A 15,182-nucleotide genomic window follows, 5' to 3' on the forward strand; every position below is an offset into this window, starting at 1 on the left:
TCCTTCAAGCTGCGAGTGCGTTGACCGCACTCGCTCAACCGAATCACTGACCTGTGGATTCCTAACCGAAGGGAAGTTGTATGAGTGCATTACTCAGAAAGTGGCAGAGCCTGCCGCGCGGTATTGTGGTGTTGCTAACCGCGCTGGTTATCTACATCCCACTCTCGTTTATCGTTATCCAAAGCTTTCTTTCCGCGCCCTTCTTTGCGCCGTCAAAAGAGTGGAGCCTCGAATCCTTCGGGTTCATTTTTACCGATCCTGATTTCTACAAAGCGCTGAAAAGTGGTTTTATTCTGGCATTCGGACTGGTGATTATTGCCATTCCGCTTGGCGGGATTCTGGCGTTTCTGATGGTGCGCACCGATTTACCCGGCAGACGTTTGATTGAGCCGCTGATCCTGGTGCCCATTTTTGTCTCACCAATGGTTCTGGGGTTTGGCTATGTGGTCGCCGCCGGTCCCGTGGGTTTCTTCTCGCTGTGGGCGCAGTCGGTTCTCGGTTTCGTGCCGTGGAACATCTACGACATGTCGAGCATCGTGGTTATCGCGGGCCTGACACACGTTCCGCACGCCTATCTATACATCTCCTCTGCGCTACGCAGTGTGGGTTCCGATGTTGAAGAAGCGGCACGAATCGCTGGGGCATCACCGTTACAGGTGATGACGGCAGTCAGTTTGCCTATGGTGCGCCCGTCGATTCTCTATGCTTCGGTTTTGCTGTTCTTCCTCGGTCTGGAAGTGTTCGGGCTGATGCTGGTACTCGGTGATCCGGAAGGCAACATGGTGCTGGCGACTTATTTGTATCAGTTAACCAATAAGCTCGGCACGCCGTCATATCACTTGATGGCTGCGGTTGCTGTGGTGCTGATTTGCATCACGATTCCGCTTGTGATGCTACAACGCCGCCTGATGCGTACCGCCAACCGCTTCGTCACGGTCAAAGGTAAAGCGTCGCAGGCGCGTGCATTGCCGCTGGGGAAATGGCGCTGGGTGGCGGGTGCGGTGGTCGCATTCTGGCTGACGGTGACCATTGGCGTTCCATTGATGGGTGTCGTGCTGCGCGCTTTTATCTCCAACTGGGGCGTTGGGGTTTCCCTTTGGGATGAGCTGTCGCTCAACACATTCCGCAATATCTGGGAACAACCCAATCTGCTGCGCGCCATCATCAACTCCATGGCGATTGGTGTTATCGGCGGCGCACTCGCCGTGGCCTGTTATCTGTTTATCGGTATCGCCATGCATCGCAAACCTGACAACGTGACGCGTTTTCTGGATTACAGCGTGCTCGTGCCTCGTGCGGTTCCAGGTCTGTTGGCCGGTCTGGCATTCTTGTGGGTGTTCCTGTTCCTGCCAATGTGGCTCGATAGCGCGCTTAAATCTGGCTGGCTTTCCGGAATGCCGTGGTCGCAATGGCTGCGGGATAACCTGGTGGTCTGGTTACGTTCACTGCGCAGCACTATTTTCAGCGTCTGGCTGGCCTACACCGTGGTGTGGATGGCGTACGGCTTACGACTCATCTCCTCAACGTTATTGCAAGTTGGGCCAGAGCTTGAAGAGGCCGCACGCAGCACCGGGGCGACTCGCGGGCAAATCACTCGCCACGTCACGATCCCGTTATCACGCTACGGTCTGATTGGTTCATGGCTGCTGATGTTCCTGATTTTCGAACGTGAATATTCAACGGGTGTGTACCTGCTTTCACCGGGGACTGAAACCATCGGCTCAATGCTGGTGTCCCTATGGGCTGCGGGTGCCATTGATATTGTCGCGGCACTTTCGTTTATTAACATCCTGCTGGTGGTGGTAGGTCTGGGTATTGCCCTTCGTTTTGGAGTCAAATTACATGATTGAATTATCGGTCGACAATCTTCATTTAACCTACGGCGACAACCCGGTGCTAAAAGGCGTTTCGATGAATTTGAAACGCGGCGAAGTGGTGTCTTTGCTCGGGCCTTCCGGTAGCGGAAAAACCACGTTGCTGCGGGCCGTAGCCGGCCTTGAAAAGCCGACGCAGGGCGCTATTACCATTGGCAACAACAAAGTGTATGACGGCACACCGCGCAGTGAAATTCCTGCCGAAGAACGTAACCTCGGGCTGGTGTTTCAGTCGTACGCGTTATGGCCGCACAAAACCGTGTTTGAGAATGTCGCCTACCCGCTGAAACTGCGCAAAGTGTCGGCCGCTGAAATCTCCCAGCGAGTGCAGGCGGTGCTGGATCAACTTGGCCTCGGGCATCTTGGCAAGCGCCATCCGTATCAGCTTTCGGGTGGGCAGCAACAGCGCGTGGCGATTGGCCGGGCACTGGTATACAACCCACCGGTTATCCTGCTTGATGAGCCGCTGTCGAATCTCGATGCTAAGTTACGCGAGGAAGCCCGTGTCTTCCTGCGCGAACTGATTATCAAACTCGGTTTATCGGCGTTGATGGTGACGCACGACCAGAACGAAGCCATGGCGATTTCCGACCGCATTCTGCTGCTTAACAACGGCAAAATTGAGCAGCAAGGCACGCCGCAGGAAATGTACGGCTCACCAAAAACCCTGTTTACCGCTGAGTTCATGGGGAGCAACAACCGCTTGCACGGCAAAGTGACTGAGGTTCGTGACGGCAAAGCCCGCATTGAAGGAAAAGGTTGGAGTCTTTGGGGGCAGGCAGGAGAAGGCGTACAGGTCAGCCAGGAAGCGACCGCTGTTATCCGCGTGGAGCGAGTGGAACTGGTGGACGGCCCGGGAGAAAATCAACTTGAATTGCCGCTGTTGACCAGCATGTATCTCGGCGACCGCTGGGAATATCTGTTCCGTACTTCAGGCGACGATTTTGTCATCCGGGCTTACGGCCGCGAGGTTCGTGACCCGCAACATTGCCATCTGGCGTTACCCGAGCAACATGTCTGGATTTTCCCTAAAGTCTGACCTTTTCAGGGGCGGTCATTTGCCGCCCCTGAAATTCATAAACTCATCTCAGCGTTTTCTCTGTGGCAGGCATACCAGCAGAAGTCCGACAAAAATGACGCCCACCCCAACCAATTTCCCCATACTAAAACCTTCATGTAACCAGGGCAGCCAGATCGCGGCAGCCCACACCAGCACGTAGCTTAAACTGAGCAACGGATAGGCTTTACTCAACGCCACTCGGCGCAAAGCCAGAAACCAGCAGCCCATCGAACAGACATAAGCAAACAGGCCAACCATCAGCGCCACAGCACCGGGGCTAAGGGCTAAAAATGCCGTCAGCAGTTCATAGGGATGATTAACCAGAGGCAACGTCATCATCGCCCATTTCATAATGAGCTGAGCGCAACTGACTAACAGCACGCTCATCAATGCCCAGAAGTAGCCCATCAGGCAGCCCCTCCGAGGATGGAGATCCCGGCAATGATCAGCACCACGCCCAACCAATGCCGCAGAGAAATTTTTTCACGCCAGATAAAACGGGCAGCCAGCGTAATCAGGATAAAATTAAGGCTGAGCATCGGATAAGCCACGCTGACCGGTACACGCTGTAAAACCAGTAGCCACAGCAGCATGGCGCAGCCGAGCAGCACAACACTGAACGCCAGCCAGCCCAATAAATGCCGACGACCGCGCCTGTAAGTGGCCTGTTTCTGGCAAAGCTGGCCGCCACAACTCAGCAGGCTGGCCAGCATAATGAACAGATAACTCATGGTGTTTTTTCGTAGAAGAAGAGCACGAAGCGCCCTTTGCGATAAAGCTGATCGGGCTCTGGTACAGAGTGGTCTTCCGGCAGTTTATCTTTCGACAGTAGCATCACCAGCGAGACATTCCCCTCTTTTCGATGAACCGACAGCCAACGGGCAAAATCCTCACGGGAAACCAGGTTGTCTTTTGCATCATCAAAATTTGTCAGGCCATAATTCAGCTCACCGGGTTTGGCATACATCGTGATATCGCTACGCTTTAATTCCCAGGCAATACCTGCGCCCACACCTACGCTATCGGCAAGAATGTAGCGGCTGCTTTCGAGCTCCGGACGTACCACGTCGATAAAGACCTGCGGGTGTTTGGAATCGATAACTTTGTCAGGGATAACGCCGCCCACTAACAACGCCAGACCCAGTGGACATAACGCCGCCCACTGCCAGAGCCTGTTGTTATTACGCAAGGTGAGATAGCCCACCAGCGCCCACACCAGAAACGCAACGCTCGCCTGAATCACCTTCAGAACTTCATGATTGGCATAGACCGGATGCTTTGCCACGCCCCATGGTGCCAGTCCCACCAGCACGACCAGCGTACAAACCCCACCAAAAACGATGTTTATCCAGCTATTGATTTTTAGCGTACGAGACGATGAAACCAACTGCGTAGCATGGCGTGCCAGCAAAATAGCCAGAGGAGCAAAACACGGCAGAATGTAGGTCGGCAGCTTTCCTTTCGCGATGCTAAAGAACAGCAACGGCATCACCACCCAACCCAACAGATAAAGCGAACCGCTTTCAATTTTGCGCTCCTGCCAGCCGCGTTTTAATGCGCCAGGCAGCAGTGCCAGCCACGGCAAACACCCGGCAATCAGGAACGGTATGTAGTACCAGAATGGTGCTTTATGCTGAGCATCTTTTTCCGCGAAACGCTGAATATGCTCAACCCAGAAGAAGTAGTGCCAGAAATCAGGTTCCGCTTTGGCGATAGCCAGCGCCCACGGCAACGTAATGAGCGTGGCGCTGATGACCGCCAGCGGCCCAAACAGCAGAACCTCTTTCCAGCGTTTCTGAGCGATTACCCACGGCAACACACCCAGCACAGGCACAGCCAGCGCAAGGAAACCTTTGGTCATTACGCCCATTCCGCAGGCAAGCCCCAGCAGAATATAGCCGCCCGCCTTTCCCGCTGTCGTTTGCGCATTCGCCCCAAGCCAAAAACTGCACATTGCGGCCACCAGCCACAGCGTGATCATCGGGTCGAGTACGGCGTAAGAGCCCACACCATAAACCAGCAGACAGGTCAGGAAAATCACACCCGACATGACGGCGACGGTTTTATCGCGCCACAAACGAAACGCCAGCCACGACACCATCAGCGCGCTTAACGTAATAGAAAAGACCGAACCAAACCGCACCGCGAAGTTGTTATGGCCAAAAATTAACTGACTGATGTTGTTTATCCAGTAGCCCGCCACCGGCTTTTCGAAATAACGCACATCCAGAAAGTGCGGCACTATCCAGTTTCCTGCCGCCAGCATCTCACGGCTAATTTCCGCATAGCGGGTTTCATCCGGCTGCCACAGGGCGCGAAACTCGAGGGGGAGCAGGTAAAGCAGTGCAAAACCGAATAACAGAAGCGCCCAGTATTTTGTTGATTTCATCCGTTTAACTCTTAATGTGCTGTTGGCAGCCTAACCACCCTTCACGGCCAGGGATCACATCGCGCACCACTTTACCTAGCGGTAAAGTGGATAAATCTTCCGGTAACAATTCGCTTAACGGGCAGAACTGAATACCTTCCTGCGCGGCCAGGGTCAGCAATTGACTAAAGTCCCGACGCATGACAATCCCCTCCACTTCTGCGTGAATGGTGTACACCGGAGTTCCCGTATCTTGCTTGATGCGATCCAGGATAAAACGGTTGTAACCTTCACGGCTGACGTCTGGGCCAATCACTTCATCCCAGGTGGGAAGCGTCACCGGAATTTGCACCGTCCCGGTACTGCCGTCGGGTAATAACGGACGAAACGGCGTGGTGCCCCGGCAATCGCTATTGTAGGTAAAACCAAACGACTCCTTCGCCCGCACCACACGCTGATCGGCACGCCATCCGGCAACGGCTGAGCACGTCACCGGTTGTTCGATAATCGCGCTTAACATATCAAGCCCGAGGCGGATTTGTTTTTCCAGATGCGAGTTGTCCCAGACACCCGCCCAGGTTTGCCAGGCAAAATGGTCCCAGGCGTGCAAGCCCACTTCGTGGTGATCCGCCGCGGCAGAGATGATCTCCGCGTTTCCCTCACCGATTTTACGGCCCGGCCATGCGGTGCCGGCCAGTAAAATATCCCAACCGTAGAGCGATGCTGCTTTTGAGCGCAGCATCTTCCACAGAAACTGTGGCTTCACCAGCCGCCACAAATGGCGGCCCATATTATCCGGGCCGACACTGAAGAAAAATGTGGCCTGAATACTGTGCAAACTTAAGATCTCAAGAAGATGCGGAACCCCTTGCTGGGTGCCCCGCCATGTATCTACATCAATGCGCAGGCCAACTTTTCTCATGCCTGAGGTTCCGTCAGTTCAACTGTTTTCAGGAAGAAATCCAGCGTTTCGTCGATGGTTTTTTCCATCTCGACCCCTGGAGTCCAGTTTAGCAAGCGCTGGGCATTACGAATGCTCGGTTTACGGTGTTCCACGTCCTGATAACCTTTGCCGTAATAGGTGCTGCTTTCTACTTCGCGGAAGCCAGCAAACGGTGGGAAGTGGCTGCGCAATGGGTGCTTCTCAAAGCTTGCCAACAGCATTTCAGCCAGTTCTTTAATGCTCGCTTCGTTATCGGGGTTGCCGATATTGATGATTTGCCCGTCGCAGTTGCTGTTTTTGTTTTCGATGATGCGGAACAGCGCTTCGATACCGTCGCTGATATCAGTGAAGCAACGTTTTTGGCGACCACCGTCAATCAGCTTAATCGGTGATCCTTCTACCAGGTTGAGGATTAACTGAGTGATAGCGCGCGAGCTACCGATACGCGCCGCATTCAGGTTATCCAGGCGTGGCCCCATCCAGTTAAACGGACGGAACAGCGTAAAGCGTAAACCTTCTTTCTCACCGTATGCCCAAATCACGCGGTCAAGAAGCTGCTTGGAAACCGAGTAGATCCAGCGTTGCTTGTTGATCGGCCCAACAATCAGGTTCGAGTTATCTTCATCGAAAACTTTGTCGGTGCACATGCCGTACACTTCAGAAGTAGACGGGAAGATAATGCGTTTTTGATACTTCACGCAGTCACGAATAATCTTCAGGTTTTCCTCGAAATCCAGCTCAAACACGCGCAGCGGATTACGGGTATATTCAATTGGCGTGGCAATCGCCACCAGCGGCAGAACCACGTCACATTTCTTGATGTGATATTCAATCCACTCGGAGTGAATACTGATGTCCCCTTCCACAAAGTGGAATCGCGCATTGCCAATGAAACGGCTGATCGCATCAGAACTAATATCCAGCCCGAAAACTTCAAAGTTATCGTCCTGCAACAGGCGCTCGGTCAGGTGGTTACCGATAAACCCGTTCACGCCGAGGATTAACACCCGGGTGCGGCGTTTGATGACAGACGCAGGCTGGCTGCTAAGCAATGCGCCCGCCACCAGACCGAGGCTTTGCGCCAGTTGTGAACCCTGCATATAAACGCCATTTTCGGTTTGCCCGGTCAGGATTTCCAGCGCACCGCCGCCGGTGGCAATCACTAACGGACTCGCAGACAGCACGGTTCCCGCTTTCGCTGCCTGTAAACCTTCCAGCACGCGCGCTTTCCAGACGATGAATTTGCTGCCGCCGACATAGCTAAAAGCACCAGGCCACGGGTCAGTGACCGCGCGTACCAGGTTATTAATTTCACTGGCGGTTGATTGCCAGCTGATGCAGCCATCCTGCGGTGTCCTGCGGCCAACCACGGTGGCTTTCGTGTGATCTTGCTCGAACTGCGGGAAATGCCCGGTTTTGATAACGGGCAGAATGTCTTCCAGTAAGTCAGACGCCGTCTTAGTCAGTTTATGGTGCAGCGTTAATGCCGTGTCTTCCGGGGTAATCTGCACCCGGTTTTGTGCCACGATCGCACCTGCATCGGCACGTTTAACCATGCGGTGCAACGTGACACCGGTTTCAGTTTCGCCATTCACCAGTACCCAGTTCAGCGGGGCACGGCCACGATATTCAGGCAACAGTGAACCGTGCAAATTAAATGCGCCAACGGATGCGCTATTTAAAATTTCATCACACAGCAAGTTGCGGTAGTAGAAAGAGAAAATCACATCAGGCTGAGCCGACTGAATGCGGTCAACCCACAGCGGATGATTCACGTCATCCGGGGCATACACCGGGATGCCGTGTTCGGCAGCCGTTCGCGCCACTGAGCCAAAGAAATGGTTTTCAGCAGGTGAATCAGGATGGGTATAAATCGCGGCAATGTCATAACCGGCGGCGACCAGTGCGTTAACGCCCGCGCACCCCATGTCGTGATAAGCAAAAACGACAGCTTTCATTAATGATTTTCCTCTGAAGAAGTTGAAACGGGATCGCGGCTAACATCATGGCTAACGACGCGTTGAATAAAGTAACGAGGGCGGGCTCGGACATCGGTGTAAATACGGCCAATGTATTCACCGAGCAGCCCCATGCCGACAAACTGCGCACCGATAAACATAAACAGGACGGCAAAGAGCATGAACACCCCTTCCGCTGCCCACTGCGGCCCGAAGGCAAGGCGTAAAACCACCAGCAGTACCGAAAGCGCAAATCCCATTACCGCGATGATGCTGCCGAATACGCTAAGCATGCGCAGCGGCGTGGTCGTCAGGCAGGTGACCAGGTCGTACATCAGATTGATAAGGCGCATAAAGCTGTATTTCGAATCACCAAACTCGCGTTCGGCGTGATGCACTGGGATCTCAGTGGCTTTACGGGCAAATGTGTTGGCAAGGATCGGGATAAACGTGCTGCGTTCGTGGCAATTGAGCATCGCGTCGATAATATGGCGGCGATAGGCGCGCAACATGCAGCCGTAGTCGCCCATCGCTTTACCGGTGGTGCTCTGGATCAGGCGGTTAATCAGGCGTGAAGCGCGTTTTCGGAACCAGGTATCCTGACGGTTCTGACGCACGGTGCCGACCACGTCGTAGCCCTCATCGGCTTTTGCCACCAGGCGTGCTATTTCTTCTGGTGGGTTTTGCAAATCCGCATCGAGCGTGACGATTAAATCTCCGGTGACGTGGCTAAAGCCCGCCATAATCGCGTTGTGTTGCCCATAATTTCGGTTGAGCAAGACGGCAACAATATGGCTGCCTGGCGCTTCGGCCGCATCGCTTAACATGTCCGCAGAATTGTCACTGCTGCCATCATCTACCAGCAGAATTTCATAATCTTTTCCCAGGGTTTCGCAGGCAGCCGTTGTCCGTCTGATAAGTTCAGGCAAACTTTCCTGCTCGTTATAAACCGGGATCACCACAGACACTTTGTGAATGGCTTCGGGTTTGGTCATATTATTTTCCTGCCACTTCGCGTAAGGCGGTAATCACGCGAGTAACATCGTCATCCGTCATCGTTGGGAATAAAGGAATGGAACAAATACGTTCACTGTTCCATTCAGTTTCAGGTAAAGAGAGTGCCGGGTAGCGTTCACGGTAATATTTCTGGGTGTGGGCGGCGCGGAAATGCAAACCGGTGCCAATCCCTTTTGCTTTCAAAGCATCCATAAGATCATTGCGGGAAATACCGCAGCGGGCTTCATCAACACGAATAATAAAAAGATGCCAGGCGTGTTTGTGCGCCCAGTTTGGGTGGATAAGGGGTAAATAAGGCGTGTTCACCAGTTCAGCCAGATAACGCTCGGCTATTTCGGTGCGGCGTGCATTATTTTGTTCCAGTTTTTTTAACTGCACCAACGCGATGGCCGCGTTAATATCGGCAAGATTGTATTTATAACCTGGGCTAATCACTTCAGCCTGTGGCGCACGTCCGAGCGTTTGTCTGTCAAATGCATCAACACCTAAACCATGAAACTTCAGGCTCCGCATCTTGTTTGCGAACGACTCATCGTCAGTGACAATCAATCCACCTTCGGCACAGGTCATGTTTTTAATGGCGTGGAACGAGAATATTGCCGTCCCACGGTCGCCCACATGTTTGCCTTTATACCCGGTTCCAGCAGCATGTGCCGCGTCTTCAATCACTGGAATACCGTGGCGTTCACCTACCGCGCGGATAGCGTCAATGTCCACTGGCGCACCGGCATAATGGACCGGAATAATCGCGCGAGTACGCGGGGTTATCGCGGCCTCAATACTTTCTGCGGTCACCATCAGCGTGTCGCGGTCAACGTCGATCATCACCGGCTCAGCGCCCAGCAGCACAATCATATTCAGGGTCGAAACCCAGGTCAGCGAAGGTGTTATCACCTCATCACCCGCCTGTATTCCCAACGCCATCAACGCGACGTGCATCCCCGCCGTGGCGGAACTGACGGCTATCGCGTGTTTATTCCCGGTCAGTTCGCAAAATGCTTGTTCAAGCAGCTGATTTTTTGGCCCTGTGGTAATCCAGCCTGATTGCAAAACTTCACTGACAGCGGACAGCTCTTCTGGCCCCATAGCGGGACGCGAGAACGGTAGAAATTCACTCATTAGATAATCCCATCATTGGCAAGCACAGCATAAACGTTGTCCACATCGTGATTCGCCCATTAGAAAACGCATGAAGGCATTCATCATGTAATAAATAATATAAATAAAAGTACAACATGACTGATTCAACAAGCTGCTATCTAAACCGCAGCTAAATTAAAAACAACCTAACAGAGTTTTCTTAGCTCAATATTAAGAATGGGGAGGCTGGAATAAATAAATTTGCGTGATTAAAATAAGTGACGGGCATCTCAAATTTGTCACAAATTCACATAACTGCAAGAATCCTTTCATCTTTCAGTCATCTGCGGGGAGTGAGGAGAAGTTAACTGTTTTAAGTGAATAAATTAAGGTTAAATTAAGGTTGGTGGGGAGTAACTAAAATTTCTGTTATTTACCTCCGGTTGCGAATTACCGATTGCACGGTTAAAAAGCGGGCAGCATTGGAAACACAGCAATAAAGTAAGTGTCGAATTTTGAGGGGCAATCTGAGCAATCGCCTTTTTTCTCTTAGTCACATATTTGAGATGAGAGTGAAGGGTTTATATTGGAATTTGTGATGGTTCCGTTCACTCGAAGTCTTCCGTTTTATGTGGCCACCGAACCGGTGAACGTATCAAGGGTGCCGCCGCGGCACCCTTGATAATCCCGGCTCCCGGCTCTAAATCGCCGCTGCGCGGGGACCTCCATTTTTCCTTCACCGTCCTGGGTCGGTTGTGATTCGCTCCCGGCGATCACAACCTCACGTCGTTCCCGACGACGTGACCCGTCCGTTAAAGTAAAAATGAAGGCGATTTATGCCGGACTCAAAGGTCAACATCAAAACACACAGTCAAAAGCCCAACCGGTGTTGACTTTGTTCCCGGTATAAATTGCCCCAGCGTTCCCCATAAGTCAGGGTGGCGTGGTCGGGAACCACGCCAGTGAGCGATCGTCGGACAAAAATGTCAGGAACATTTTTGAACAACGTTTACGTTGGCCACGAAGTGGTTCGTCACAGGGATGTGACGAATAAACGAGTCGCGAACGACCCTGAACGTTGGGGATAAGCTGGGGTTTACCGCGTAGCGGCAATTTAAAACCGGGCGCCGAGGTTGCCAGGAGGATGGCGTAATCCTCCTGGCACGTTCACCGTGAGCTGTGGTGACAGAGATAACCAGTCGTACGGGTGAACGGAAAACCTGAGAGGCTTACCGATCCCACGGTTTACTCTCGCGGATAGTCATGATTAATCCACGCGTGATCCGCTTCCCACGTAAACATCCATTTGCGTACCGGCCCGGCCATCACGTTGAGGTAGTAACTGTCGTACCCCGCCATCGTTGCCACCGGGTGATACCCTTTCGGCACCATCACCACATCACGATTGTAGACAGCCATACATTCATCGAGCGTCCGGTCATCGGTATACACGCGCTGCATGCAGAACCCCTGCTCCGGATTGAGACGATGATAATAGGTCTCCTCAAGGTAGGTTTCCTGCGGCGGATTGTCGGTGTCGTGTTTATGGCTGGGATACGAACTGGTGCATCCTTCGTTGGTCCAGACCTCCACGACAAGCAGGCTATCGGCGGCTTTATCCTCCGGCAGAATATTGTGTACATAGCGCTGGTTATGCCCCTTACCGCGGGCTTGCGCGTTAATGTCCTGCGGTGCGATAAGCCGGGTCGGCCAGGTTCCTTTGCCAGGGGCTGCGCACACAGCCAACTCCAGTCGGGTCAGCGCCTGTATATGCACGGTTTCACCAGACGTAACGTAGACCGCCCACGGTTTTTTACGCTCAAACGGGCTCATCCTTTCACCGATATCGGCAAAGTCTGCCGTCGGCGTGCTGATGGACGCACGTCCGGCGACCAACACCAGACAGCGCTCTTCACCCACCGCAGGCAAGTTCAGTTGCTGACCTTCTGTGAGCTCAAAAACCTCAAAGCCAACATAGCCCCAGCCCGCGCGCTCCGGCGTGACACATTGCGTGCGTCCTTGTGCATCCGGGGACTGCCAGCGCGATAATAAACGCGACATACAACCTCCTTAGATAAGCCCGGCGTTACGCGCAAAGCGGCTCAGATTGTTATAACCGAGCGTTGCATACGTCAGTGGATGCGCTATGGCCGGATCCTGCTCGGCTTCCACCACTAACCAGCCCTGATAGTGGTGCTCTTTGAGCAGTGCCATGATCGGCGCGTAATCCACACAGCCGTCGCCGGGCACGGTGAAGACACCGTTGAGCACCGCATCGAGGAAGCTGGTTTTACGGTTTTTGACTTCTGCCAGCACATCGGCACGCACGTCTTTGCAATGGACATGGTTAATACGCGAAGCCCAACGCTGTGCGACCTGTAGCGGGTCAGCCCCGGCAAATGTCAGGTGGCCGGTATCCAGCAACAGCCCCACTTCTTCGCCCGTGTGGGTCATCAGGTTATCGACATCCTCTGCGGACTCAATCACCGTACCCATATGGTGATGATAGGCAATCTGCACCCCCTGCTTCTGGGTGTATCGCGCGAACTCGGTCAGCTTTTCGCCATACTCCGCCCAACGTTCGTGCGGAAAACGCGGGCGCAGATGTACGGGGGTTTGCTGCTCGCCGTGGATACATTGGCTAACCTCAGCAAACACCAGCACCTTAGCCCCCAGTTCACGCAGTAGCGTCAGATGCGGCTGTACGGCGGCAATCTCCTCTTCCACGCTGCGCTCCAGCAAGCGGCCCGAGTACCAGCCAGAGACCAGTTGCAGGTTATGGCTTTGCAGAATCGGCCCCAGCAGGCGCGCTTCACGTGGGAATTTGTTACCCAATTCAAAACCCGCAAAACCGGCTTGTTTACCTTCGCTCAAACAGGTTTCAAGGGAGGTTTCCGCGCCAAGTGATGGCAGGTCGTCGTTGGTCCATGTCAGTGGATTAATGCCTAATTGCACAGTCATAGTCTTCTCCTGAATTATGCTTGCCCACGCTCGCGCCACCAGGCGATAAGCTGTAAGTAGTTGTCCCGAATACGCTCGACGAGCTGCGCATCGTTAATGTCATGTTTCAGCCATGCGAGGGAAGCCTCGCCAAACAGTGTGCGACCGACGGCAAACCCTTTCACCAGCGGGTGTTCGGCGACCGCTTTAAACCCGATGCGCAGCTGTTCCGCCGGTGCATCCAACCCGAGGATAACCACACCGCGGCAGTGCGGATCCCTGCGTTCGATGATGTCACTCAGCGCCGACCAACTCTCAGAGGCAAGCGGCGGCAGTTTCCACCAGTCGGGGTAAATGCCCAGGTTGTAGAAACGGGAGACGGCTCGCAGATAGAGATCGTCACTGGCAGGCATCCCGGCAGGCAAAATCACCTCCAACAACAGCTCATGCCCTGACTGGCAACAGGCATGATAGACCTCTGCCACCTTTTGCTCTTGCTCGAGGCGCAAACCGTGCGCATCTTCCGGATGGAAGAAAACCAGGCATTTCACCACATGTTCCTGCGGCCAGCTGATCAGCTGAGTGCCGATGTTGCCGTGTTCCATTTCCAGCGGACGTGAACCTGGCAGTTCAATAGGCCGCCCAATCCACCAGCCCTCCCCAGTTATCGAATTCAATGCTTCCTGACCGAAGGTGCCGTCGCATAGCAGCCCTGCTTTCCCTTCAAGGCTTGCGCGTTCAGCCGCTTCACGGCTGGCTTTCAGGATGAGTGTTTTCAGCGTCGGTATACGTTTCAGGCTGGCACCACACTGCAGTGCCATCTCTTCAAGTTGGCTGCGATGGTCGAAAGCCATCACGCACAGTTCCGGCCACTCGCGGCGGCGGGTAGTGACCCGGTGCAGGTGGTTAAGACGCGCGTCGAGATCCGGGCGCGGCACCTCGCTTGCGCGGGAGAGATAATCATCGAGTTCGATTTTGCTCGGCATGGCAGGCGCACAGCCATGACGTGATACCACCAGCGCACCGCAGGCATTAGCGTAGCGGCAAGCCTGCTCCCAGCCTTCGTCATTCAGATAGCCGCGCAGCAGCCCGGAGATAAAGGCATCCCCGGCCCCCAGCACATTGAGCACGTCCACCCGCACGCCAGTGACGGTCAGGCCATCATCCAGCTGTGAAGGAATGTCCCCGGTATAGACCGAGCAGCCCAGCGCCCCGCGTTTGCACACCAGTACCGCCTGGCTGACCTGCCGTACACGGCCAAGCGCCTGCAAGGTATCGGTGTGGCCACCGGCAATATGAAATTCTTCTTCGGTGCCGACAATAACGTCAAAAAGATGCAGCACTTCTTGCAGTTCGTGAGTCACCTGTTCGGCGGCGATAAAACGCGTCTCGCCATCACCGAGCGAAGTCAGCCCCCACAGTACCGGGCGATAATCAATATCCAGTACCGTGCGCACACCGTGACGGCGGGCATATTTCAACGCCGTCAGCACCGCATTGCGGGTTTGCGGGTGTGAAAGATGCGTCCCGGTGATGGCAAGGCATCGTGAAGAGGCGATGTAGGCCTCGTCCACGTCGCTTGCGACAATCGCCATATCAGCGCAATTTTCACGGTAGAAAATCAGCGGAAAGGTGTCCTGATCTTTAATTCCGAGCAACACCAGCGCCGTCAGGCGATCTTTATCAGTGATCAGATGACTGGTGTCGCAGCCCACCTGGTTTAGTTCTTCGCGCAGGAAGCGCCCCATGTGCTCGTCACCGACACGCGCCAGCATGGAGGAACGCAATCCCTGGCGTGCCGTACCGTAAGCCACGTTACCCGACGAGCCGCCAAGGTATTTGGCAAAACTCGACGCATCCTCAAGTCGCGCACCTATTTGCTGGCTGTATAGGTCAACCGCGACCCGCCCCATGCATATCACATCAAACTTTTTTTCCACGT

General features: G+C 54.0%; 12 protein-coding genes. 2 read left to right on the forward strand and 10 right to left on the reverse strand.

Going from position 1 to position 15,182, the window contains the following annotated elements:
• Positions 1-80 precede the first annotated feature (80 nt).
• Together OH773_RS14115 and OH773_RS14120 are read left to right on the forward strand one after the other, a co-directional pair.
• The gene (locus tag OH773_RS14115) at positions 81-1,850 is read left to right on the forward strand and encodes an ABC transporter permease (RefSeq protein ID WP_270139435.1); all 1,770 of its coding nucleotides are present in this window, start codon (positions 81-83) and stop codon (positions 1,848-1,850) included.
• The gene (locus tag OH773_RS14120) at positions 1,843-2,913 is read left to right on the forward strand and encodes an ABC transporter ATP-binding protein (protein WP_270139436.1); all 1,071 of its coding nucleotides are present in this window, start codon (positions 1,843-1,845) and stop codon (positions 2,911-2,913) included. Before OH773_RS14115 ends, OH773_RS14120 begins: the two co-directional genes overlap by 8 nt.
• A gap of 48 nt (positions 2,914-2,961) precedes the next feature.
• Here OH773_RS14120 and arnF read toward each other — a convergent pair whose 3' ends face one another.
• The 10 genes from arnF to OH773_RS14170 all read right to left on the reverse strand — a co-directional run bounded on the left by arnF (position 2,962) and on the right by OH773_RS14170 (position 15,180).
• Positions 2,962-3,342, reverse strand: a complete 381-nt coding sequence (gene arnF, locus OH773_RS14125) for a 4-amino-4-deoxy-L-arabinose-phosphoundecaprenol flippase subunit ArnF (RefSeq protein WP_270139437.1) — start codon at positions 3,340-3,342, stop codon at positions 2,962-2,964.
• A complete protein-coding gene (gene arnE, locus OH773_RS14130) occupies positions 3,342-3,665 on the reverse strand; it encodes a 4-amino-4-deoxy-L-arabinose-phosphoundecaprenol flippase subunit ArnE (RefSeq protein ID WP_270139438.1) in 324 nt (107 codons plus the stop codon). Before arnE ends, arnF begins: the two co-directional genes overlap by 1 nt.
• Positions 3,662-5,323, reverse strand: coding sequence for a lipid IV(A) 4-amino-4-deoxy-L-arabinosyltransferase (arnT, locus tag OH773_RS14135; protein ID WP_270139440.1), 1,662 nt, complete (start codon positions 5,321-5,323; stop codon positions 3,662-3,664). The genes arnE and arnT overlap by 4 nt, the downstream gene beginning before the upstream one ends.
• Before the next feature lie 4 nt (positions 5,324-5,327).
• Positions 5,328-6,224: a 4-deoxy-4-formamido-L-arabinose-phosphoundecaprenol deformylase gene (arnD, locus tag OH773_RS14140; protein ID WP_270139441.1), complete on the reverse strand. Its 897-nt coding sequence runs from the start codon at positions 6,222-6,224 to the stop codon at positions 5,328-5,330.
• Positions 6,221-8,203 (reverse strand): bifunctional UDP-4-amino-4-deoxy-L-arabinose formyltransferase/UDP-glucuronic acid oxidase ArnA, encoded by a 1,983-nt coding sequence (arnA, locus tag OH773_RS14145; protein ID WP_270139442.1) that lies wholly within the window; start codon positions 8,201-8,203, stop codon positions 6,221-6,223. The genes arnD and arnA overlap by 4 nt, the downstream gene beginning before the upstream one ends.
• A complete protein-coding gene (gene arnC, locus OH773_RS14150) occupies positions 8,203-9,198 on the reverse strand; it encodes an undecaprenyl-phosphate 4-deoxy-4-formamido-L-arabinose transferase (RefSeq protein WP_270139443.1) in 996 nt (331 codons plus the stop codon). The genes arnA and arnC overlap by 1 nt, the downstream gene beginning before the upstream one ends.
• Before the next feature lies 1 nt (position 9,199).
• Positions 9,200-10,339, reverse strand: a complete 1,140-nt coding sequence (gene arnB, locus OH773_RS14155) for a UDP-4-amino-4-deoxy-L-arabinose aminotransferase (RefSeq protein ID WP_270139444.1) — start codon at positions 10,337-10,339, stop codon at positions 9,200-9,202.
• A gap of 1,206 nt (positions 10,340-11,545) precedes the next feature.
• Positions 11,546-12,361: a 5-deoxy-glucuronate isomerase gene (gene iolB, locus OH773_RS14160; RefSeq protein WP_270139445.1), complete on the reverse strand. Its 816-nt coding sequence runs from the start codon at positions 12,359-12,361 to the stop codon at positions 11,546-11,548.
• A gap of 9 nt (positions 12,362-12,370) precedes the next feature.
• A complete protein-coding gene (iolE, locus tag OH773_RS14165) occupies positions 12,371-13,261 on the reverse strand; it encodes a myo-inosose-2 dehydratase (protein WP_270139446.1) in 891 nt (296 codons plus the stop codon).
• A 14-nt stretch (positions 13,262-13,275) separates the two neighbouring features.
• A complete protein-coding gene (locus OH773_RS14170) occupies positions 13,276-15,180 on the reverse strand; it encodes a bifunctional 5-dehydro-2-deoxygluconokinase/5-dehydro-2-deoxyphosphogluconate aldolase (RefSeq protein ID WP_270139447.1) in 1,905 nt (634 codons plus the stop codon).
• Positions 15,181-15,182: the final 2 nt, after the last annotated feature.

It is taken from the genome of Buttiauxella sp. WJP83 (genome assembly GCF_027594725.1).
In the GTDB taxonomy this organism is placed as follows: Bacteria; Pseudomonadota; Gammaproteobacteria; order Enterobacterales; family Enterobacteriaceae; genus Buttiauxella; species Buttiauxella selenatireducens.